Raw genomic sequence first — 20,242 nt, forward strand, 5'->3', positions numbered from 1 at the left:
GGCCCGGGGCCAGGATCGCCGGCATGGACATCGGCATCCTTCTTCCGACCGGCAACGCCCAGTGGGACGCATCCGACGACCCCCGCGAACTGATCGACTTCGCGCGTCGCGCGGAACGCTCGGGGTTCTCCTCGCTCTTCGTCAACGACTCCCTGATCAGCCCGCGTATCGAGGCCCTGACGATGCTGGCTGCGCTCGCCCCGGTGACCGACGCTGTGACCCTGGGCACCGCCGCGCTGCTGCCGTTCCTGCGCCGGCCGATCCAGGCCGCGCAGTCCCTGGCCTCGCTCGACCTGCTCTCCGGCGGCCGACTCGTCGTGACCGTGGGTGCCGGCTTCCCCGGCCGGTTCGGGCGGCCCTTCTACGCCCTGTCCGAGGTGCCGTGGGCACGGCGCTTCGACCGGCTGGACGAGACGGTCTCCCTGTGGCGGGCGCTGTGGGCCGGCGCCGGATCCTTCCAGGGGGAGATCCTCCAGTACGCCGACATCCCGCCGGCGACCAGACCGTACAGTCCCGGCGGGCCACCCGTCTGGCTGGGCGGCGCGACCCCCGCGGCGCTGGCCCGCACCGGCCGGATGTACGACGGCTGGCTGCCCTACCCGCCCGACCCGGGCGACTACGCAACCGGGCTCTTGGACGTCCGGAAGGCTGCGGCCGACGCGGGCCGTGCGCCCGAGGACGTCACCGCGGCGCTGTTCGTCACGGTGCGCGTCGACGAGGACGCCGAGCACGGCCGGCGGGCGCTGGATGCCTACGCACGGGCCAGCTACGGCATGCCGCTTGAGGAACTGGAGCAGATCCAGGCCGTCGTCACCGGCTCGGGCGCCCAGGTGCGCGAGGGGTTGGCACGGTACGTGGCCGCGGGTGCGCGACACCTCGTGTGCCGTCCGGCCGCCGTCGGTCTGCGCGCCCTGGGCGACCAGATGGAGCGGATCGCCGACCTGATCCCGCTGCTGCGGGCATCCTGACCGGGCATGCCGCCGGGGCCGCCCGGAGAGCGGTCCCGGCGCGCGGGCCGTGGTCAGCCGACGAACTCGCCCACGGCCGTCTTCAGTTCGTTCAGTCCCTTCTTCGCGTCGATGAAGAACATCCCGGTCTTCGGGTCGGTGTAGAGCTCGTTGTCGATGCCGACATAGCCGTCGCCCATCGAGCGTTTGATGACGACGACGCTGTTGGCTGGCCTGTCGACGTCGAGGATCGGCATGCCCGAGATCGCGTTGCCGGGACGGCCGGCGATCGGGTTGGTGACGTCGTCGGCGCCGATGACGAGGGCGACGTCCGCCTGCGGGAACTCGGGGTTGACCTCGTCCATCTTCCTTCAGCTGGTGGCGTCGGTCCGCTGCGGCGCCGTCCTGGCTGGTCGCGCCCACGCGGCGGAGCCGCATATGGACACAGCCCCGCGCCCTTTCAGAGCACGGTAAACCGTGACGGACTTCGCCCGACCCGCTCAGCCCCTGGGCAGCGGAACGTGCCAGGCCAGAACGGTGCCGCTCGCGGGCCCGGTGTCGAAGTCCAGCGCTCCGCCCAGCTGCTCGGCCCGTTCGGCCATGTTCCGCAGACCGCTGCGGCGGCCCCCGGGCGGGATGCCCACGCCGTTGTCCGTGACCGTCAGCCGGATCTCGCGGCCGTCGGTCTCCAGGACGACGTCGGCACGGCCGGCGCCGGCATGCCGGGCGATGTTGGTCAGGGCCTCGGAGAGGACGGCCTCGACATGGGCGGCGACATCCTGTGGCACGTCCGTGTCCAGCAGGCCTTCCATCCGGACACTGGGTGCGAAGCCCAGCACCGGGGCCGCCTCGCCGACCACGCGCACCACCCGCGCCCGCAGCCCGGTTCCGGCACCGCCCTCACGCGCCCGCAGGCCGAAGATCGTCGACCTGATGATCTTGATTGTCTCGTCCAGGTCGTCGACCGCCCGCACCACGCGTTCGGCGGCCTCCTGGTGCTCGATGAACCGGCCCGCGCTCTGCAGCGTCATACCGGTGGCGAACAGCCGCTGGATCGCCAGGTCGTGCAGGTCCCGGGCGATCCGGTCACGGTCCTTGAGCACCGCGATCTGCTCGGCGTCCTGGCGGCGTTCGGCCAGTTCCATCGCGATGGCGGCCTGTGCGGCGAAGGACTGCAGGGGCATGGTCTCCGTCTCCGTGAACATCGGCCGTCCGGCCTTGCGGGCCAGCAGGACCACGCCCCGGGCCCCCGCCTCGCCCGTGCCGATGGGCACCGCCACGGCGGGGCCCAGTCCCTCGAAACGCGGCGGCTCCGGCGAGATCCGTTCGTCGTGAGCGGCATCCGCGCTGGTGACCGGGGCCGCTTCGGAGAACGCCAGCCCCATCAGGCTCCGGTCCATGGGCAGCACAAGGCCTCGATGCGCCTCGGCATCCAGCCCGACGGCGATCTCCACGGCGAGTGAGGCGGTGTCCTCCATGGGCAGCGCGACCGCAGCCAGGGCCGATCCCGTGATCTCCGAGGCCCGCTCGGCGATGAGGCGGAGGATGTCGCTGCGCGCACGGCCGGACATCAGGTCGTGCGCGATCTCCGCGTTCGCCTGCAGCCAGCGCTCGCGCAGCCGTGACTCCTCGTACAGGCGGGCGTTGTCGATGGCGACACCGGCCGCAACGGCCAGCGTCGCCAGGACCGACTCGTCCTCCTCGTCGAACTGCACCCCGCCCCGCTTCTCGGTCAGGTACAGGTTGCCGAAGACCTGGTCGCGCACCCGGATGGGAACCCCGACGAAGGTGTTCATCGGCGGATGGTGGGCCGGGAAGCCGTACGACGCCGGATGCTGGGAGATCTTGGCCAGCCGCAGCGGCTCGGGGTGGCGGATGAGCTCCCCGAGGATGCCGTGTCCCTCGGGGAACGGCCCGATCCTGGCGATCTGCTCCTCGGTGACCCCGACCGTGTGGAATGCCGACAGCGTCTTGCCGTCCGCTCCGATCACGCCGAGGGCGGCGAACTCCGCGTCGACCAGCGTCGCCGCGGCCTCCACGATGCTGCGCAGTGCCTGCTCCAGGTCGAGCTCCCGGCCCACCGAGAGCACGGCCTCCAGAAGGCTGTGCACCCGGTCGCGTGTTCCGCGCGCCGCGTCCAGGCGGGCCTGCAGCTCCTCCAGGAGGTCGTCCAGCCTCAGCTGCGGCAGGCGCACCCGCGCCGCCTGGAACTCCTCAGGGCTTCCCACCGCAGATCCTCCAGCTCCCCGTGCCATGCCGGCGGCCGACCGCCCGGTCATGTGCCACCGTAACGGTCCAGGGCAGGGGAGGGTACGGGACGGTCCGGGTTCGGGTTCGGGGGGCTCCGTCGCCGATCAGGGGCGCGGCAGGCGGGCGGCGACGTACTCGGTCAGGTCGAGGAGGCGGTTGGTGTAGCCCCACTCGTTGTCGTACCAGCCGAATACCTTGACCAGCTCGCCGTTCGCCTGGGTCAGCGGGGCGTCCAGGACGCACGAGGCGGGGTCGCCGACGACGTCGCGGGAGACGATCGGGGCGTCGGAGACCCGCAGGACGCCCTTGAGCGGACCGTCCGCGGCCTCCCGGTATGCGGCGTTGATCTCGTCCGCGGTCACCGGCCGCTCGAGAAGCACGCTCAGGTCGGTCAGCGAGCCGTCCTCCACGGGCACGCGTACGGCGATGCCGTCGAGGGTGCAGGCCAGCTCCGGCAGGACGAGGCCGACGGCCCGTGCGGCACCGGTGCTGGTGGGGATGATGTTGACCGCGGCGCTGCGGCCGCGGCGCAGGTCCTTGTGCGGGCCGTCGAGGACCACCTGGTCGTTGGTGTAGCCGTGGATGGTGGTCATCAGGCCCTTGACGATGCCGAAGTACTCGTCCAGCACCTTCACCATGGGGGCCACGCAGTTGGTGGTGCAGGAGGCGTTGGAGACGACGTGGTCACTGTCGGGGTCGTAGGTGCCTTCGTTGACGCCCATCACGAGGGTGGCGTCGACGCCCTTGCCCGGCACGGACAACAGCACCTTGCGGGCGCCCGCCCTCAGGTGTGCTGCGGCCTGCTCGCGGGTGCGGAAGCGGCCGGTGGACTCGATGACGACGTCCACGCCGTGCCCACCCCAGGCGAGGGCGGCCGGGTCGTGTTCGGCGGTCACGGCGATGCGGTGGCCGTCGACCGTCAGGGAGCTGTCGTCGTGCTCGACGGTGCGGTGCAGCCGGCCGTACGTGGAGTCGTACTCCAGGAGATGGGCCAGCGCCGCCGGTGAGGTGATGTCGTTGACCGCCACGACCTCGACCGGTGTGCCGGTGCCGCTGTCGGCCCGCTCCAGCACCAGCCGCAGGTAGTTGCGTCCGATGCGGCCGAAGCCGTTGATGCCCACGCGTACGCTCATGTCCGTCGCCCTCCCGATCGTTGCCCGGCTGTGTCCGGGGTCTGCCGCCAGCCTGCTGGCGGCGGGCCGGGCGGGGCTTGGGCCGCACGGGGGCGAGCGGGGGACGTTCGGCCCAGGGTCTCAGCGGCGTTGCTGCCGGAGCCGGTCCTGGGCCTGGGTGGCGATGACGGCGGCCTGGATGCGCCGTTCCACGCCGAGTTTGGCCAGCAGGCGGGAGATGTGGTTCTTCACCGTCTTCTCGGCGAGGAACAGCCGCCGGCCGATCTGCCGGTTGGTCAGGCCTTCGCCGATGAGGGCGAGGATCTCCCGCTCCCGGTCGGTCAGGCCCGGCAGCGGGTCGGGTTCCTCCTCCTGCTGCTGCCCCCCGCGCAGCCGGGCCATCAGCCTGGTGGTGGCGCTCGGATCGAGCAGGGACTGGCCGGCGGCGACCGTACGTACGGCGGACACCAGGTCGGAGCCCTGGATCTGCTTGAGGACGTACCCGGACGCACCCGCCATGATCGAGTCGAGCAGGGCCTCCTCGTCGTCGAACGAGGTCAGCATGAGGCAGGCCAGCTCGGGCAGGCGTGAGCGCAGCTCCCGGCAGACCGTCACGCCGTCGCCGTCGGGCAGCCGCACGTCCAGCACCGCCACCTGCGGGCGGAGTGCCGGAACACGGACCAGGGCATGCTCGGCGGTGGAGCCCTCACCGACCACGGTGATGTCCGGCTCGTCGTCGAGGAGGTCGCGCACCCCGCGGCGTACCACTTCGTGGTCGTCCAGCAGGAAGACCCGGATCGGGCCGTCGGGGCCCGGCCGCTCGCCGTCCGCCATCGAATGCTCCTTGTCCTGCGCTCCGCGCCTGATTGCCTGCGCCGGATTCCGAGATATTCGCCCCTGAGCGCCCGGACGACCAGGGCCGGACGGCCCCGACCTCTGTGCCTGTCTCCATCCCCCCGGTACCCGTTCGCCCCACCGTCAGACGCGCTCGCCAGGCCCCGGGGCCGACCGGACGCGGAAGAGGGCCGAACGGCCCTTACCCCTGGTGCGGCAGGACGGTTGCATGGACGGTCAGCAATGAGCCGCCGACCCGTACGGAAACCCGCCATGCGCCTCGACAACACCCAGCCGGTCCCCGTCGGGCCGCGCCGGAGCATCGAGCTCGACAGCGATGAAGCGCTGCGCCTGCTGGGCAGTGTGTCCGTGGGGAGGATCGTCTTCACGCGGCACGCGCTGCCGACCATCCGCCCGGTCAACCATGTCCTGGACCGCGGTGACATCGTCATCCGCACCCATGAGGGCGCGGCCCTGACCTCCCGAGCGCGCGAGTCCGCCCCGTCGGGCGTGGTCGTGGCCTACGAGGCCGACACCATCGACCCGGCCACGCACCTCGGCTGGAGCGTGGTCGCCACCGGCTACGCCCAGCTGGTGACCGAGCCTGAGGAGCTGGCCCGCTATCGGCGGCTGCTGCATCCGTGGGTCCAGCAGACCATGGACTACGCGGTCCGTATCCGGCCCGACGTGGTCACCGGCATCCGTCTCACGGACACCTGGGCAAGCCGTCCGGACGGCGGCTGAGGCGGGCCCAGCGACCGGGACAGACGGCCCCCGGGTCGACCCCCAAAGGCCCTCGCCCGTGCCGGGGCTTCGCGCCCACGCTGGACTTGGGCCCAGGTCGCCGCGGCGGCGCCACGGGCCGAAGGAGCTGATCGCCATGACGACCCTGGTGGGAACACCTGACCGTCCTGTACGGGTGAACGCGGTGCTCGACGCACCGCTGTCCCGATGGCTGTGGCTGGTGAAGTGGATCCTGGTGATTCCGCACTACGTGGTCCTGTGTTGCCTCTGGATCGCCTTCACCCTGGTGAGCGTGGTCGCGTTCTTCTGCATCCTGTTCACCGAGCGCTATCCGCGGTCCCTGTTCGACTTCAACCTGGGCGTGCTGCGCTGGAGTTGGCGGGTGGCGTACTACTCGTACGGTGCCCTGGGCACCGACCGGTATCCGCCGTTCAGCCTGGGCGAGGAACCCGACTACCCCGCTCGGCTCGACATCGCCTACCCCGAGCGGCTCTCCCGGGGACTGGTCCTGGTGAAGTGGTGGCTGCTTGCCATCCCGCACTACATCGTCATCGGGTTCTTCCTCGGCGGCTGGCACCTCGGCTGGTGGGACGGCGGGCTGGTGGGCGTGCTGGCGGTGATCGCCGCTGTGACCCTGGCCTTCACCGAGAAGTACCCGCGGGCCCTGTTCGACCTGATCCTCGGGCTCAACCGGTGGGTGCTGCGGGTGGCCGCCTATGCCGCCCTGATGACGGACACCTATCCGCCCTTCAGGCTCGACATGGGCGGCACCGAGCCCCACGAACCCTTCGCGCCCGAGGACCTGGCGTGACCACCCTGCTGGTGGGGGCGTTCCTGATCGTGCACGGGCTGCTGCACCCCGGTGCGTGGACGGCGCCGCAGCAGCCCGGCACGGCGGCCCCGTTCACTCCCGGGCACTCGTGGGTGCTGACGGCCGTGGGCGTCCGCCCTGCCCCGGCCTGGGCCGCGGCGCTCGTGCTGGCCTGGTACACGGCGGTGGTGTACGCCGTCGCCGGCGCCGGAGTGCTGGCGGGCGCCGGTTGGTGGCCCGCGGCCGCCCTTGTCGCCGCGTCGAGCGGCCTGGTGCTCAAGGCGGTCTGGTTCGACCCGTGGCTGAGCGTCGGTGTGCTGCTGGACGTGGGCGTGATCACCGCTGTGGCCTGTTCGTGGCCCGCCTCCGTCTACTGACGTCCTCGGCCCGCGGGCGAGCTGCGGGGGATCATTCGTGCGGCACCACCGCGACCGGTGCGGCGGCATGTTGCAGCACCGCGTGGGCCACGGGGCCGATGTGGCCGCCGACGGGTGTGTGGCGTTCACTGCGGCCGACGACGACCAGGGCAGCATCACGTGCGGCCTGTACGAGATGACGGCCGGCGCTGCCGATCACGGCCTGTGCATGCACCTCGACGCCGGGGAACTTGTCCCGCCACGGGCGCAGGGTGTCGGTCAGCGCGTGCCGCACCTGCTCGGCCAGTTCCTCGTTGAGCCCGACGTCCATGGCGTTGCCGTAGCCGTAGGAGGTCGGCAGGCTCCAGCCGTGGACCACCCGCAGGCCGCTTGCGCGGCGCAGGGCCGCCTCGAACGCGAAGCCGATGAGTGCGTCGCCGGGGTTGTCCAGGTCCAGCCCGAGCAGTACATCGCGGTACGGCGTGGTGGTGGACGTGCCGCCCGAGGCGTCCGGCAGATGCTCGTCCTGGGCGCGCTCGCCGGCCCGGAGGAGAACGACGGGCTGCGCGGCACGGGCCACGACGGCGAGGGAGACGGAACCGACCAGGAACCCGGCGACCGTGCCGAGACCCCGGGATCCGAGGACCAGCAGGTCAGCCTCCTCTGCGGCGGCCAGGAGGGCTGCCACCGGCTGGCCCCCGGTCAGCTGTATGCCGATGTCCAGACCGGGGTGGCGTCGCGCGAGCCGGGACTGCGCATCGTGCAACAAGGTCTTGGCCCACGAGTGCTGCGTGTCGATCGCGCCCGGGGCGGGAACTCCGGCGAGGGTCGGGATCAGGTGGGACTGCTGTTCCCAGGCGTGCAGCAGACACAGCGTTGCCCCGCGTCGCTCTGCTTCGCGGGCGGCCCAGTCGGCGGCGGCGAGGCTCTGCGGTGAGCCGTCGAGGCCGACGGTGATGGTGGGCATGTGGGACCTCCTTCGGGGTTGCTCTGCCAGTTTCCGGGCGGCGTGGCTGAGGTAGGAGGGGCCTCAAGTCCCTGCAGGGGACCGGTCGGCCCACGCACTGCGGGGCATTGACATCCACTACGGCCTGACGCTTCTCAAGCTGCGGGCAGGGCGGGCCGCACCAGCGTGCCGGAGCGGCCGTGCACGATCTCGTAGGCCGCATCCAGGGCGCCGATCGCGGCCGGGCCCCCGGTGCGTTCGACGAACCGGGCGGCCGCCTCGGCCTCGGGGCCCATCGAGCCGGCCCGGAAGCCGGCCCGGCGCAGCTCGGCGGGGGTGGCGTCGAGCACGGGCCGCTGCTTCGGGGTGCCGAAGTCGGCGTAGACATTCGGCACGTCGGTGAGGATGAGCAGGAAGTCGGCCTTGAGGTCCTCGGCGAGCAGGGCGGCCGTCAGGTCCTTGTCGACGACGGCCTCGACGCCGCTGAGGGCGCCGGTGTCCTGGTCGGCGGTGACGGGGACACCTCCGCCGCCGGCGCAGATCACCAGCGTGCCGCTGCTGAGGAGTTCGTGGATGGTGTCGGTCTCCGCGATGCGCGCGGGTGCCGGGGAGGCGACGACGCGCCGCCACCCGGTGCAGCGGGGCCCGCCCCGGCCGCGGCCGAGTTCGGCGCCGGCGACGGTGACGATCTCGATGCCCTGCTTGCGCAGGTAGGTGTTGGTGGTGACGTTGCGCTCGTAGCCGACGACCACTCAGGGGCCGGGGCGAGAAAGCTGCTGCCGTCGTCCCACGTCCGAGTACCGCACTGGGAGTGCCCCGCTCCGTCTGGTGGTGACCATGAGCGGGCTCCTTGTGCGGGTGGCTGCGGTTCCGTCTCTCCGTGATCGAACCTGCTGCGCGGCCGGGACCTGGGGTCAGCGGCCACTGGTCCCCGCACGGACCCGATGGTCCCCTGGCCGGATCCCCGCTCGGCCCCTGTCGGGCGCCGCCGCGGCGCGCGTGTTCGCCGGCCAAGGGGCCGCGGTCGTTCTTTCCGCCCGCCGCGAGGACCGGTTACTGGACCTTGTCGCCCGGCTGCGCCAGGCCGGGGCAGAGGCGAGTCACTGGGTCGCGGACGTGCCCGGGGCATGCGCAGCGGGCACCCGATGGGAGCTTGCCGAACCTCGCCGGCCGAACAGTCACCTCCGGCCTCTCCGCCGCGCACACGTGCCGCGCTCCCCCTGAGAGCCCTGCGCGGCAAGGACCCGACCGTCCCTCGGACAGGTCCGGTCGCCCCTCTTCCACCCGCGGCCACGGAGTGATCATTGAGTTGGGCGCGGACGCCGAGCAAGGCATCCGAAGGGGTTCCCCCGCCCCCGCCGGAAACGGCGTCCGCGCCAGGGGGCGGCCCTGCGAGGGGCCGTGGCCGCAGGTGGGTCGTCGGCCGCGTGCCCGCGCGATGCGCAGCCGCGCGGGCACGTCCCCCGGCCCGACGGTGGACAGGGCCGGAGGGACAGGTTCATGGCGCCGCACGGCCCCACGGTCCGGGCGGGCCATGGGGCCGGAGTTCCCCAACCCATGGGGCCATGTGGCCCCTCTTCCGCCCAACGCCCCGAAACGGCACCGAAACACGGGGGGACGACTGCTACACAGAAGGTCGCCGCGCATTCGACGCGGCGATCTTCGCACCCCATCCCCCGCGCCCGGGAGGCTCCATGCTGTCCGCAGAATCCGCCGCCGTGATACGTGCCACCCTGCCCGCCGTGGGCGGAGCGCTCGACGAGATCACGACGCGCTTCTACGGGGCGATGTTCCGGGACCGGCCGGAACTGCTCGACGGAATGTTCAACCGCGGCAACCAGGCCAGCGGAGACCAGCGGCGCGCACTGGCCGGCTCCATCGCCGGGTTCGCGACCGCGCTGCTGGCCGACCCGGACGCACGGCCCGACGCCCTGCTGGCCCGGATCGCGCACAAGCACGCGGCCGTCGGGGTCACCGACGACCAGTACACGATCGTGCACAAGTACCTGTTCGGTGCCATAGCCGAGACCCTCGGCGACGCCGTCACCCCGGAAGTGGCGGCCGCCTGGGACGAGGTGTACTGGCTGATGGCCGGCGCCCTGATCGGCCGTGAGGCGCGCCTCTACCAGGACGCGGGCGTCGAGCCGGGCCGGACCTGGCGGCAGTGGACGGTCGTCGAGCGCCGCACCGAAACCGCCGACGTGGTGTCCTTCCTGCTCCGCCCGGTGGACGGCAGGCCGGCGCCGCGGGCGCGGGCGGGCCAGTACGTGAGCGTGCGGGTGCTCATGCCGGACGGGGTCCACCAGCTGCGCCAGTACAGCCTGTCCTCGGACCCGGACCGGGAGCTGCGGCGCATCACCGTCAAGCGGGTCGCCGGCGACCCGGACGGCGAGGTCTCCAACCTGCTGCACGACCAGGTCCGCGAGGGAGCCGAACTGACCCTGTCCGCACCCTTCGGGGACGTGTTCCTCGACGGCCCGGCCGCCGGCACCGATCCGCTGGTGCTGGTCTCGGCGGGCATCGGCTGCACGCCCATGACGGGCATCCTGGCCCATCTCGAGGCGGGCGGCTCCACCCGCCCGGTGCTGGTCCTGCACGCCGACCTCTCCCCCGCCGACCACGCCCTGCGCGCCGAGACCCGCGAGCTCGTCGGGCAACTGCCCCACGCCCGTGCGCTCTTCTGGTACGAGCGTCCCGGAGCCGAGGAGCCCGACGCCCGCGAGGGCCTGATGAACCTCTCCGGGGTCGGACTCCCCGAGGGCGCCACGGTGTTCCTGTGCGGCCCGCTGCCCTTCATGCGCGACGTCCGCGCCCAGTTGCTCGGCGCCGGGGTTCCTGCACGGCGTATCCGCTACGAGGTCTTCGGCCCCGACCTGTGGCTGCCCGGCAGCGCGGCCTGAACCGCACTGCAACCTTCCAGGAAAGGATCCACGATGACGAGCGACAACTCCCCGTCCGCAGCCGCGGTGCGGCTGCGTTTCGACGGCCCGGTGGACCAGGAGACCCTCGCCTACGCCCGTACGAAGATCGACGCCGTAGTCGGCCGTTCCGGCCTGCCCGCGATCACCGGTGAGGTACGGATCGTACGGGCGGCCATCCGCCATGCCGACCGGCCTTGGCTGGCCACGGCCGACCTGCACGTCGGCGGCCGGCAGGTGGTGGTCCTCGCAGAGGAGTCCAGCGGCCGGGAGGTCGTGGACCTGCTGCAGGACCGGCTGCGCCGCCAGACCGACAAGGCCGCCCACGCCTGGCACGACGGCCACCGGACCGAGGCGCCGCCGTGGCGCGGCGGCGGTCAGCAGTCGGCGTAAGGCCTCAGTGCGAGCGGCCCGATCGGTCACGGTCCACCGGTCGGGCCGCTGTCATGTGCTGCCTCGCCGGGACGCGGGCCGACCGGCCCGCACAGGTGACCAACGGCCCACTGACCAGGCCCCCGGGCGCACGAAAACGTGGGCGCCGTGGTTCCCGATCGGTCGGCGAGGACGAGGAGTTGTGTGATGGCGAAGGCGTATCTGGTGGGCAGCGGGATCGCGGCGCTCGCCGCGGCCACGTTCCTTATCCGTGACGGTGGATTCGACGGGGCGGACATCCACCTCTTCGAGGAACAGCACACCGTCGGGGGCAGCCTGGACGCGGGCGGCAGCGTGGACGCCGGCTACAGCATGCGCGGCGGGCGGATGTTCGAGGCCGAGTTCCGCTGCACGTACGACCTGCTGTCCGCGATCCCCACCCTCGACGATCCCGCGGTGTCCGTGACCGAGGAGATCCTGGCGGGGCACGAGGAGTTCGCCTGGGACGACGTGGCACGTCTCGTCGACGGGGACGGAAAGATCGTCGACACCGCCTCGATGGGGTTCTCCGAGCGCGACCGGCTGGAACTGGTCCGCTGCCTGGCGAGCCCCGAGGGGCACCTGGACGGCAAACGCATCACGGACTGCTTCGGCGAGCACTTCTTCACCACGAACTTCTGGTTCATGTGGTGCACCACGTTCGCCTTCCAGCCCTGGCACAGCGCGATCGAGTTCCGCCGCTATCTGAGGCGGTTCATTCATCTCTTCCCTGAGTTCGCGTCGATGTCGGGCATCCACCGCACCCGCTACAACCAGTACGACTCGATCGTGCGTCCCCTGACGGCCTGGCTGCGCGAGCGCGGCGTCACCGTGCACACCGGAAGCCGGGTCACCGACCTCGGGTTCACGCCGGGGCACCACGGCACCACGGTCGAGACCCTCCGCGTCTCCCACGGCGGCCGCGACGAGAAGATCACCGTGGCTCCCGAGGACCTGGTCCTGGTCACCAACGGCTCCATGACGGACGCCTCCGGCCTCGGCTCGCACACCACGGCGCCGCCCCCGCCCGGGCACCGCTCGCAGGCGTGGCTGCTGTGGCACCGCATCGCCCGCGGGCGCGAGGACTTCGGCAACCCGGCGGTCTTCGACAAGCACGTGAAGGAGTCCCGCTGGGAGTCGTTCACCGTCACCGCCAAAGATCCCGTCTTCCTGGACGCACTGGCCGAGTTCGCGGGCCGTGAGACCGGCAGGGGCGGGCTGATGACCTTCACCGACTCCAACTGGCTGCTGACGATCGTCGCCAACCGCCAGCCGGTCTACCGCGACCAGCCCGAGGGGGTCTCCGTGTGGTGGGGCTACGGTCTGTTCCCCGGCCGCGCGGGCAACCACACGCCCAAGCCGATGACGATGTGCTCCGGCCGGGAGATCCTCGAGGAGGTGCTGCACCATCTGCACTTCGACGAGTCGCAGGCGGCCCGGGTCCTGGAGACCTCCACCGTCGTGCCCTGCCTGATGCCGTACATCACCAGCCAGTTCCTGGTCCGCCGCCGCGAGGACCGGCCCCATGTCGTGCCCGAAGGATCGGTCAACCTCGCCTTCATCGGGCAGTTCGCGGAGGTACCGGACGACGTCGTCTTCACTGTCGAGTACTCGGTGCGCACCGCGTGGACCTCGGTGGCCCGGCTCCTGCACCTCGACCGGCAGCCTCCCGCGGTCTACAAGGGTCACCACGATCCCCGTGTCCTGGCTGCGGCTCTGGAGACGATGCACCGTCGGTGACCGGTTTCGGGTCGGTCGGCGGGCCTTGTGTACGCGGCCGGGAGTGCACACCGGCCGCACGGGCCGACCTGCTCAGGCTGGGATCCGGTCGGCTTCCGTCAGCCGAGCATCCGCTTCCTCCATCGGGGTCCGACCTGCTCCCACTGCGCGTCCCACTCCGCCAGGCGCCGCCGGTCCAGCCGGCCGCGCACGAGCTGCCCGCCGACCAGGACCACGGCCCCGGCTCCCACGGTGGCCGCGGCGCTGAAGAGCGCCGTCTGCAGCCATGCCTCGGACGGGCTCGCGGGTTCGAGGACCAGCCTGCCGGAGTGATCGGTCCAGCCGGTGACCCGGGTGCCCATGGCGGTGCCGGGCTCGACCCTCGTGGTGCCGGTGTGTGTCGAACCATCGGCAGCGACCCAGCGCACCTTCGCCCACACCTTGTCGTCGCCGTACCCGTACGTCGAAACCGGCGGGATCCGTGGCGCGTCCTCGGTCAGCTCCGCCGAGACGGAGTGCACGTCCGCGCGTCGTGCGGCGAGGTCGTCCTGCACCGCCCCTTGCGTCGCCAGCGCGGCGAGCAGACCGCCGAGCACGGCGAGTGTCCGGGCGGCGAGCACGATCCACGCTTCCAGCCGGTCGCTGCGGCGCCGCCCGGCCGCACAGCCATGCCCGCCGGGCCGTCGGCGCCTGCCTCCGCCTGGTCCTCCGCGTCGAGGACGCCGAGCCGTGACAAGCCCGAGACCACCGCCGCTCAGGTCAGCGGCAGCGGCTCCGACATGGCCGCGCCGACCCGGGCGCGTCCCGCCTCGACCGTCTCCCACTGCCCGGCGTCCAGAAGTGCCAGGGCGGCGGGGAAGACACCGTCCTGTTCCTTGAGGATGTGCTCGCGCAGCAGGTCGAGGGTCTCGATCGGCCGGTCCGGCCAGGTCGGGTCGGCCAGGTACGGTCCGTTCGCTTCGGCGAGCGCCGCTTCAATACGACGGTGCTCGTCCTCCAGCGCGGCGATCTTCTCGGGGAAGTCGACGGCCAGCGCGGGGAAGAGTCCGTGCTCCTCGACCTGGGTGTGGGGCCGAGCACGGCGGAGATCTTGTGGGCGAGATCCGCCATGTACGCGATCTTGCCGTCGCGGTGGGCGTCGCGCACCCGGCTGATCAGCTTCACGACCCTGTCGTGTTCCTGGGTGAGTTCGTCGATGGTTTCCAGTGCCTGGCAGCCGCAGTACTCACACATGCCCGTCTCTCTTTCTCCGTGCTGGTACGCGGGTGTCAGTGCTGCTGCGCGGGCCTGCGACGGGAGACGGCGTGGCGCACGCCGGTCTGCGTGAAGGTCAGCGCCGCGGCTGCGACCAGGGCGAGCAGGACCAGGCCGGCCGCATAGGAGCCGTAGACGCCGTACAGCGAGCCCATCAGCAGCGGCGGAACGAAGCCGCCCAGGCCGCCTGCGGCGCCGACGACACCGGTGACGGAACCGACCTTGTTCGCCGGCGCCAGCAGCGCGACCAGGGCGAAGACGGCGCCACTGCCCGCGCCGAGCGCGGCGGCCATCGCCAGGAAGGCGATCGTGCCCACTGGTGCGAGGGACGGCGTGAACGACTGGGTGCAGGCTCCGAGCAGCACGACGGCCAGCGCTGCGGCCAGGACCCGCACGGGGCCGAGGCGGTCCGACAGCCAGCCGCCGATCGGACGCATCGCCACCGCGAACAGGACGAACCCGGCCATGCGGTTCGCGGCGTCGGCCTGGGTGAGGCCGTAGCCGGTCTTGAGATAGGTGGGCAGGTAGACGGAGAAGGCGACGTAGCCGCCGAAAGCGACGGCATACAGGGCGGATGCCTGCCAGGTGACGCCGAGCTTCAGGGTGGCGGCCAGGCGCTGGGTCAGCGGCTCGGTGGGCACGGTGCGGCCGGGTACGTCCCTCAGGACCAGGGCGGCCAGCGCGGCGTAGGCCGCGAGCACACCTGCGGTGATCAGGAACGGGTTCGCCATGCCGTGCGCATCGACCAGCTTCACCGTGGTGAGCGCGCTGATCGCGGTGCCACCCATTCCGGCTCCGAAGATCCCGATGGCCAGTCCGCGTCGCTCGGGCGGGAACCAGGCACTGACGAACGGCACACCCACGGCGAACGCGGTGCCGCCGATGCCGAGGAAGAAGCCACCGGCCACCAGTGCGGCCAGCGAGTCGTGTCCGGCCAGGCCCAGCTAGAGCACGGGGACAATGGTGGCGGCCGACACCAGCGGGAACATCACCCGCCCGCCGAACCGGTCGGTCAGCGCACCGACGGGGATCCGGCCCAGTGAACCGACCACGACCGGCACCGCCACCAGCAAGGACTGCTGGAAGGAGGTCAGGGCCAGGCTGTCCTTGAGCCGTGGGCCGAGCGCGCTGAGCAGCGCCCATGCCCAGAAGTTGACGGCGAAGCCCGTGGTGGCGAGCGCCGGCATCAACCACGACCGGCGGGTGACGGCCGCGTCTTTCGGCGGTGCGTCGTTGTGCTTCCTCGATGGCTGCAGCATGCCGCCCGTTCCTTCCGCTCGCAGTGGTGCGGCCCCGATGATCATCTCGGGGCCGCAGTCCCTCCGACCGCACGACGCGTGCCGGTGGCCGGCTGTCACTATCTGCTGCGGTGCGTCGTGGGAACGTGGGCCAAGAGTCCTCGTCGCCGGGCCCGGGGGTCCTGGTCCGCGGGGTGCGGATGAGGCGGACGGCCCTGTCGGGTTCGTGCCTCGCCGGCATCGGGCGCGGCGGCGCTCAGGGCGACAGACGGACCCCGTACAGGCTGCGTCCGCCCACGAGTTCGCGGCCGGTGATCAGTTCGGGCTCGATGCGGACGAAGACCTCCTCGGGTGAGGGTGCCCAGGAGCGGGGGCCGGTCCGGGTCAGGCGCTCGTGCTCGTCGGGGTCGCGCACCACCGTGGCCGCCCCGGTGACGACGACGCTCCAGCCGGAGTGCGTCACCGCATCGACCTCGTCGACCTCGAAGGCGACCACCGTGCCGTCGACGGCACGGGCCAGTTCGGAGGCCGCCGAGGTGCACAGCAGCACCGCGCCGTCACTGTCGAGGGAGAAGTTGACGGGCAGTACCGCGGGCAGGGCCTGCCGGGTGTGGACGATGCGGCCGACGGGCACCTGCGCCAGGAGACGCAGGCACTCCTGCCGTTCGAGTTCGCGGAAACCGTCGTTCGGATACATGAGCCAGCCCGTCTCTCACCTGGATGCGACGCTGGAGCGTCCGGTCCATCGTCCGTCGGGTCGGGGCGGCGGGTGAGGGTCCATCGGTCCCGGCCCGGCCGCAGAACGTCCCGCCTCACACCGTGATGCGTCGCCCGGTGAGGGCGAGGGGATCGATGCGCACCCACTGGTCGCGGTGGCCGCCGGCCCAGGGCTCGCTGCGGGCGCCCTCGGCGAGTCGGCGCACCTCGTCGGGGTCCGTCACGGCCCGGGCATGACCCCGCACCAGCACGCTCCAGCCCCTGCTGAACGCGTCGTCGATGCGGTCGACCTCGAAGGCGACCTGACAGCCGGACGCCTGCGACGGAGTGCTGCCGGGTTCGGTGCGGAAGACGATCGCACCCTCGACGACGCTGTAGTTCACGGGCACGACGACGGGCCCCGAGACCGTGGGCACTGCGATCCGGCCCACTCCGTGCGTGGAGAGCAGAGCCCTGCACTCCGGGACGCTCAGCGACGTGAAGTCGGGACTACGGGAGGCCTGCCCCAGGCCGCTCGGCGGTTCGGTGTCGCCACCGGCGAGGTACCGCACTGTGGTCTCCAGGACCTCGGCCAGCCGGAGCAGGACGCCCCGGCCCGGTGCGGCGCCGGGGTGCTCCTCGAGGTACTGGAGGTAGCCCGGCGCCATGCCGGCGCGGGTGGCCGTCTCCCTCCGGCTCAGTCCGAGTTCCGCGCGCCGTGCGACGAGACGACGTCCGAGATCGCCCAGCGCATGTTCCTCGGCCGTCCGAGACGGTGCCTTGTCCGCCATGGCCCCTCACTCCCTCTCGCCCGGCCGGGCCGCACGCGGCACCCGGATTGACCTTTAGATCCAGCATGTCCGGATCTGGTGGGGCGGGCTTGGGCCGGTCGGCCCTCACTGCCAGGCCGGACGGGACCGCTTATGAGCCGCCCCGGTCAGGTGTGGATGATCTGGCCGCCGGCCGGGTGCTCGTAGAACTCGTCGACTCGGGGCACTTGAGCGGCAGGTTCGCCAAGTCGATCACAACACGGCCGCAGTCGAAGCGCTCCGGCGCGTGATGCAGGCCGACCGCGCCGGGCAGGTCGTAGAAGGTGAAGACCTTCTTGCCCCTGCCGGGCCGGGGAACCCCCCGGTCTCCTCCGGCGTGAGCCTGGCTCCGGTGGCCACGAAGAGGACGTCGTACGCCGGCAAGCCGGCGACGGCGAAGTGCACGGTCCGCGCGTCCAGATCCACCTGGTCGATCCGCGCGCACCGGTGGTCGATCCCGTGGTGCAGCCGGCGCGGCCGGGACCGCACCAGTGCGTGCGGTTGAGCCAACCCGAAGGGGACGAACAGCAGCCAGGCTGGCAGACGTGGTCGTCGCCCTCGTAGACGACCGTGATCCGGCACTCGGCTTCGTCGTAGGTCCGGCGCAGCCGGTTCGCCGTCAGGGTGCCGGCGGTGCCGCTGCCGAGAATCACGATGTGATTGCTCAGGCCCCCACTCTCGTACGGGAGATGGGGCGCAGTGAGGGTTCATTGGTCCCCGCCCGGGTACGCGCGGGGGTATACGCGAGAGGGGGGCACCACCGCATCGTTGCGGCGGTGCCCCCCGTCGGGGACGCTGCGGTCACAGCAGCCAGCGGTTCCGGCTGACGAAGGGCAGTCGCGCCCAGACCTTGCCCAGGCCCCAGGTGGCGCCGGCGCCGGCTGCCGCGAGGGCGATGATGACGACGGCGTAGATGACGTGGTAGTCGGCGAACGGGTTGGTCGACATGCTCGGCGACCCGTCGGACAGGTGCTTGGCGGGCGGCCATTCCGCGATCCACATCAGCACCATCATCGCGGTGCCGGCCACGGCCGCGAGCCGTAGGCCGATGCCCGCGATCAGGGCGAGGCCGATGCCGAGCAGGCCGAGCATGAACAGCCAGTCCGCCCAGCCGGCGCCGGCCCAGTCGTGGAAGGTGGATTTCATCGGTCCGGTGGCGACGGAGCCGAGGAATCCCCTGGTCGGTGAGCCGCCGTCGATCCAGCCCTTGCCGGACGGGGTGGCGTAGCCGAAGCCGAACGTCTTGTCGAGGAAGGCCCACAGGAAGACGAACCCGGTCAGCAGGCGAAGCCCGGCGAGGACCTGTGCGCTGGTCGCCGTGAGTGCGACAGCGCCGGTCTCGTCGACGGGCCGCTGAGCCGTCGCCGGCCTGCGCACGGACGGGAGGTGGAACCGCACATGCCGGTGCGGTTGGTCGTGGATTGCCATGGTGCTCATCTCTCTCTGGGGGTGACGCGCGGGTTGAGGACTCTCGTTGCGCCTTGAATGTCCCGCTCCGGCAGCCGACGCCGCAGGGGCTGCGCGGCCCGTGGTGCAGGGCCGAACGTCCCTGCTGTGAAGGCCTGTTCAGCTGCCCGCTGCGGTCTCGGTCATCCGGTGGGCACAAGGGCCACCGGACAGTGCGACCGATGCAGCAGGGTGTGCACGACGGGGCCGAGGTGCGGGCCGGGCCGGTCTGCGTGGCGGTGGACGCCGATGACGACGACACCGGCTTCGCGGGTGGCTTCCAGCAGCGTGTGCGCCGGCCCGGCGGGGACGGTGTGCGCCTCGACGCCGACCTCGGGGTGTTGCTCCCGCAACTCGGCGAGGGTGAAGCGGGGCACTGCCTCCTCCGTGGCGCCGCGTTGGGCAAGTTCCCGTTGTCCGGGGCTGGTTGCGGCCACCGGCGACGGCATTTCGGGAGAGACGTGCCGGTGTGACCAGGAATGCAGGACGCGCAGCCGGGCGCCGCGCCGCTCCGCCTCCTCGAAGGCGTAGGCCGCCGCGTCCGCATCGGCGTCGCTCGCCAGGCCCAGCAGCACCTCGCGGCCGTCGTCGCACCGGTGGTCACCGCGTACGACCAGCAGCGGGCTGCGGATGTGTGCGGCCAGGCGCAGGCTCACCGACCCGAAGAGCAGTCCGGTGATTCCGCCCAGCCCGCGGTTGCCCACGACGGTGAGGGCCGCGCCGTCGCTCTCCCGTATCAGGGCCTCCGCCGAGCCGCCCACAGACGAAGCGGTCTCGACCTGCAGGGCGGGATGGTGTGCGCGGACGCGTGCGGCGGCCGACGCGAGGATCGGTCCGGCCTCGTCACGGTCGCGGACGGCATGGACGATGCGCAGGGCGGCGCGGCGGCGTACGGCCTCCTGCGCCGCCCAGTCCAGCGCCCGTACGGCGGTCAGTGTGCCGTCGACTCCGACGACGACGTACTGGGCAGTCATGTCGCTGTTCCCTTCTGTGCTCCCGTTCTGTGCTTGCCTGGGGCCCCAGCCGGACGGGTGGGCATGGCAGGGCCCTCCTGTCATGCTCCGGCGGTCGGTCGGGCAGGAAGTGGGGCCATCGGTCCCACGCCTGCCGGCGAGCGGCCCTGGCCCCGGCGTCCGCGCTCGCACGGGGCCGCCAGGTCCCCGCCGGACGTCCGCCGAGGGCCGACCGGCCCTAGCGCCGGGCCGGCCCTCCCGCTTTGCTCGGGCCATGTCCGAAACCCACGCCGGACCCACGCCCTGCCACTCGGAACGCCTCATCGGCGACACGACCGTGATGGAGGTGCGCGGGGAGATCGACATCCTCACGGCGACGCCGCTTTCGGCACGTCTCGACACCCTGACCGCCGGGCCGTGCCCCGACCTGGTACTCGACCTGCGCCCCGTGACCTTCATCGACGGCAGCGGCCTGCGCCTGCTGTGCCGGGCGCGGAACCGGATCCTGGCCCGGCAGGGCAGGCTGCGGCTGGTGGCCGACAGCGATCGCGTGCCACGGATCCTGCGGCTCGCCCTGCTGGGGGGCGTCTTCGAAATCCTCCCCGATCTGCACACGGACCTCTTCGATGCTCCCGAACAGGGGACCGCCTGCGCTGTGGCGGGCTGACCCCATCGGCCTGTGTGGCGGAGTCCTCGCTTGCAGCGGCTCCCGCCCGGGACGAGGATCGGAGGGCGGGTGTTTTGCCGCTCCGCTACCACTGAGGCACGTGATGGGTCCCACATCACACTCCGTTGAAG

The 20,242-nt window shown here is 72.0% G+C and carries 19 protein-coding genes and 2 pseudogenes; 8 read left to right on the top strand and 13 right to left on the bottom strand.

Going from position 1 to position 20,242, the window contains the following annotated elements:
* Positions 1 to 23: 23 nt before the first annotated feature.
* On the top strand, positions 24 to 968 hold the full coding sequence (locus EDD92_RS03540; protein WP_123962946.1) for an LLM class flavin-dependent oxidoreductase: 945 nt from the start codon (positions 24 to 26) through the stop codon (positions 966 to 968).
* Positions 969 to 1,021: 53 nt separating this feature from the next.
* Here the strand turns inward: EDD92_RS03540 and EDD92_RS03545 are convergent, their stop codons facing one another.
* From EDD92_RS03545 to EDD92_RS03560, 4 genes are all read right to left on the bottom strand, one after another.
* Entirely contained in the window at positions 1,022 to 1,312 is a 291-nt protein-coding gene (locus EDD92_RS03545) for an NAD(P)(+) transhydrogenase (Re/Si-specific) subunit beta (protein WP_260326297.1), read from the bottom strand.
* Positions 1,313 to 1,447: 135 nt separating this feature from the next.
* Complete coding sequence (locus EDD92_RS03550) at positions 1,448 to 3,175, bottom strand: GAF domain-containing sensor histidine kinase (RefSeq protein WP_185123923.1); 1,728 nt, start codon at positions 3,173 to 3,175, stop codon at positions 1,448 to 1,450.
* A gap of 126 nt (positions 3,176 to 3,301) precedes the next feature.
* Positions 3,302 to 4,330 (bottom strand): type I glyceraldehyde-3-phosphate dehydrogenase, encoded by a 1,029-nt coding sequence (gap, locus tag EDD92_RS03555; RefSeq protein ID WP_123962947.1) that lies wholly within the window; start codon positions 4,328 to 4,330, stop codon positions 3,302 to 3,304.
* A 120-nt stretch (positions 4,331 to 4,450) separates the two neighbouring features.
* Positions 4,451 to 5,143 (bottom strand): response regulator transcription factor, encoded by a 693-nt coding sequence (locus EDD92_RS03560; protein ID WP_123962948.1) that lies wholly within the window; start codon positions 5,141 to 5,143, stop codon positions 4,451 to 4,453.
* Between the two features lie 243 nt (positions 5,144 to 5,386).
* Between EDD92_RS03560 and EDD92_RS03565 the strand changes: the two genes are divergently transcribed.
* From EDD92_RS03565 to EDD92_RS03575, 3 genes are all read left to right on the top strand, one after another.
* Positions 5,387 to 5,887, top strand: a complete 501-nt coding sequence (locus EDD92_RS03565) for a pyridoxamine 5'-phosphate oxidase family protein (protein WP_123962949.1) — start codon at positions 5,387 to 5,389, stop codon at positions 5,885 to 5,887.
* 136 nt (positions 5,888 to 6,023) lie between these two features.
* Positions 6,024 to 6,698 carry a DUF4389 domain-containing protein gene (locus EDD92_RS03570; RefSeq protein WP_123962950.1) on the top strand — a complete coding sequence of 225 codons (675 nt, stop codon included), beginning with the start codon at positions 6,024 to 6,026 and terminating at the stop codon, positions 6,696 to 6,698.
* The gene (locus EDD92_RS03575) at positions 6,695 to 7,075 is read left to right on the top strand and encodes a hypothetical protein (RefSeq protein WP_123962951.1); all 381 of its coding nucleotides are present in this window, start codon (positions 6,695 to 6,697) and stop codon (positions 7,073 to 7,075) included. Before EDD92_RS03570 ends, EDD92_RS03575 begins: the two co-directional genes overlap by 4 nt.
* Positions 7,076 to 7,106: 31 nt before the next feature.
* Here the strand turns inward: EDD92_RS03575 and EDD92_RS03580 are convergent, their stop codons facing one another.
* Both EDD92_RS03580 and EDD92_RS03585 read right to left on the bottom strand, forming a co-directional pair.
* The gene (locus EDD92_RS03580; RefSeq protein ID WP_123962952.1) at positions 7,107 to 8,021 is read right to left on the bottom strand and encodes a universal stress protein; all 915 of its coding nucleotides are present in this window, start codon (positions 8,019 to 8,021) and stop codon (positions 7,107 to 7,109) included.
* Between the two features lie 134 nt (positions 8,022 to 8,155).
* A pseudogene (locus EDD92_RS03585) lies at positions 8,156 to 8,790 on the bottom strand (arginine deiminase family protein); the annotation flags it as partial.
* 904 nt (positions 8,791 to 9,694) lie between these two features.
* Between EDD92_RS03585 and EDD92_RS03590 the strand changes: the two are divergent.
* From EDD92_RS03590 to EDD92_RS03600, 3 genes are all read left to right on the top strand, one after another.
* Positions 9,695 to 10,900 carry a globin domain-containing protein gene (locus EDD92_RS03590; protein ID WP_123962954.1) on the top strand — a complete coding sequence of 402 codons (1,206 nt, stop codon included), beginning with the start codon at positions 9,695 to 9,697 and terminating at the stop codon, positions 10,898 to 10,900.
* Positions 10,901 to 10,933: 33 nt separating this feature from the next.
* Positions 10,934 to 11,311 carry a hypothetical protein gene (locus EDD92_RS03595; protein WP_123962955.1) on the top strand — a complete coding sequence of 126 codons (378 nt, stop codon included), beginning with the start codon at positions 10,934 to 10,936 and terminating at the stop codon, positions 11,309 to 11,311.
* A gap of 147 nt (positions 11,312 to 11,458) precedes the next feature.
* Positions 11,459 to 13,069, top strand: a complete 1,611-nt coding sequence (locus EDD92_RS03600) for an oleate hydratase (protein WP_260326298.1) — start codon at positions 11,459 to 11,461, stop codon at positions 13,067 to 13,069.
* 98 nt (positions 13,070 to 13,167) lie between these two features.
* On the opposite strand, the gene EDD92_RS03605 is transcribed toward EDD92_RS03600, so the two are convergent.
* The 7 genes and pseudogenes from EDD92_RS03605 to EDD92_RS03640 all read right to left on the bottom strand — a co-directional run bounded on the left by EDD92_RS03605 (position 13,168) and on the right by EDD92_RS03640 (position 19,465).
* On the bottom strand, positions 13,168 to 13,668 hold the full coding sequence (locus tag EDD92_RS03605) for a hypothetical protein (RefSeq protein ID WP_260326299.1): 501 nt from the start codon (positions 13,666 to 13,668) through the stop codon (positions 13,168 to 13,170).
* A gap of 134 nt (positions 13,669 to 13,802) precedes the next feature.
* A complete protein-coding gene (locus tag EDD92_RS52055) occupies positions 13,803 to 14,270 on the bottom strand; it encodes a hemerythrin domain-containing protein (RefSeq protein ID WP_311736811.1) in 468 nt (155 codons plus the stop codon).
* A gap of 46 nt (positions 14,271 to 14,316) precedes the next feature.
* Positions 14,317 to 15,561 (bottom strand): annotated as a pseudogene (locus EDD92_RS03615) (MFS transporter).
* 235 nt (positions 15,562 to 15,796) lie between these two features.
* A complete protein-coding gene (locus EDD92_RS03620) occupies positions 15,797 to 16,237 on the bottom strand; it encodes a pyridoxamine 5'-phosphate oxidase family protein (RefSeq protein ID WP_123962957.1) in 441 nt (146 codons plus the stop codon).
* A 115-nt stretch (positions 16,238 to 16,352) separates the two neighbouring features.
* Entirely contained in the window at positions 16,353 to 17,027 is a 675-nt protein-coding gene (locus tag EDD92_RS03625; RefSeq protein ID WP_123962958.1) for a pyridoxamine 5'-phosphate oxidase family protein, read from the bottom strand.
* Positions 17,028 to 17,846: 819 nt separating this feature from the next.
* A complete protein-coding gene (locus EDD92_RS03635) occupies positions 17,847 to 18,473 on the bottom strand; it encodes a DoxX family membrane protein (RefSeq protein ID WP_123970253.1) in 627 nt (208 codons plus the stop codon).
* A 161-nt stretch (positions 18,474 to 18,634) separates the two neighbouring features.
* Complete coding sequence (locus EDD92_RS03640; RefSeq protein WP_123962959.1) at positions 18,635 to 19,465, bottom strand: universal stress protein; 831 nt, start codon at positions 19,463 to 19,465, stop codon at positions 18,635 to 18,637.
* A gap of 253 nt (positions 19,466 to 19,718) precedes the next feature.
* Here EDD92_RS03640 and EDD92_RS03645 point away from each other — a divergent pair, with 253 nt between their 5' ends.
* Positions 19,719 to 20,111 carry an STAS domain-containing protein gene (locus EDD92_RS03645; RefSeq protein WP_260326300.1) on the top strand — a complete coding sequence of 131 codons (393 nt, stop codon included), beginning with the start codon at positions 19,719 to 19,721 and terminating at the stop codon, positions 20,109 to 20,111.
* The last annotated feature ends 131 nt before the right edge of the window (positions 20,112 to 20,242 follow it).

The organism is Streptomyces sp. TLI_185, assembly GCF_003814765.1.
Classification (GTDB): Bacteria; Actinomycetota; Actinomycetes; order Streptomycetales; family Streptomycetaceae; genus Streptomyces.

Coding starts and splice junctions, on each gene's coding strand:
- EDD92_RS03590 (WP_123962954.1), top strand. CDS start 9,695: ATGCTGTCCGCAGAATCCGCCGCCGTGATACGTGCCACCCTGCCCGCC.
- EDD92_RS03640 (WP_123962959.1), bottom strand. CDS start 19,465: ATGACTGCCCAGTACGTCGTCGTCGGAGTCGACGGCACACTGACCGCC.
- EDD92_RS03625 (WP_123962958.1), bottom strand. CDS start 17,027: ATGGCGGACAAGGCACCGTCTCGGACGGCCGAGGAACATGCGCTGGGC.
- gap (WP_123962947.1), bottom strand. CDS start 4,330: ATGAGCGTACGCGTGGGCATCAACGGCTTCGGCCGCATCGGACGCAAC.
- EDD92_RS03595 (WP_123962955.1), top strand. CDS start 10,934: ATGACGAGCGACAACTCCCCGTCCGCAGCCGCGGTGCGGCTGCGTTTC.
- EDD92_RS03560 (WP_123962948.1), bottom strand. CDS start 5,143: ATGGCGGACGGCGAGCGGCCGGGCCCCGACGGCCCGATCCGGGTCTTC.
- EDD92_RS03570 (WP_123962950.1), top strand. CDS start 6,024: ATGACGACCCTGGTGGGAACACCTGACCGTCCTGTACGGGTGAACGCG.
- EDD92_RS03645 (WP_260326300.1), top strand. CDS start 19,719: ATGTCCGAAACCCACGCCGGACCCACGCCCTGCCACTCGGAACGCCTC.
- EDD92_RS03580 (WP_123962952.1), bottom strand. CDS start 8,021: ATGCCCACCATCACCGTCGGCCTCGACGGCTCACCGCAGAGCCTCGCC.
- EDD92_RS03540 (WP_123962946.1), top strand. CDS start 24: ATGGACATCGGCATCCTTCTTCCGACCGGCAACGCCCAGTGGGACGCA.
- EDD92_RS03545 (WP_260326297.1), bottom strand. CDS start 1,312: ATGGACGAGGTCAACCCCGAGTTCCCGCAGGCGGACGTCGCCCTCGTC.
- EDD92_RS03620 (WP_123962957.1), bottom strand. CDS start 16,237: ATGTATCCGAACGACGGTTTCCGCGAACTCGAACGGCAGGAGTGCCTG.
- EDD92_RS03565 (WP_123962949.1), top strand. CDS start 5,387: ATGAGCCGCCGACCCGTACGGAAACCCGCCATGCGCCTCGACAACACC.
- EDD92_RS03635 (WP_123970253.1), bottom strand. CDS start 18,473: ATGGCAATCCACGACCAACCGCACCGGCATGTGCGGTTCCACCTCCCG.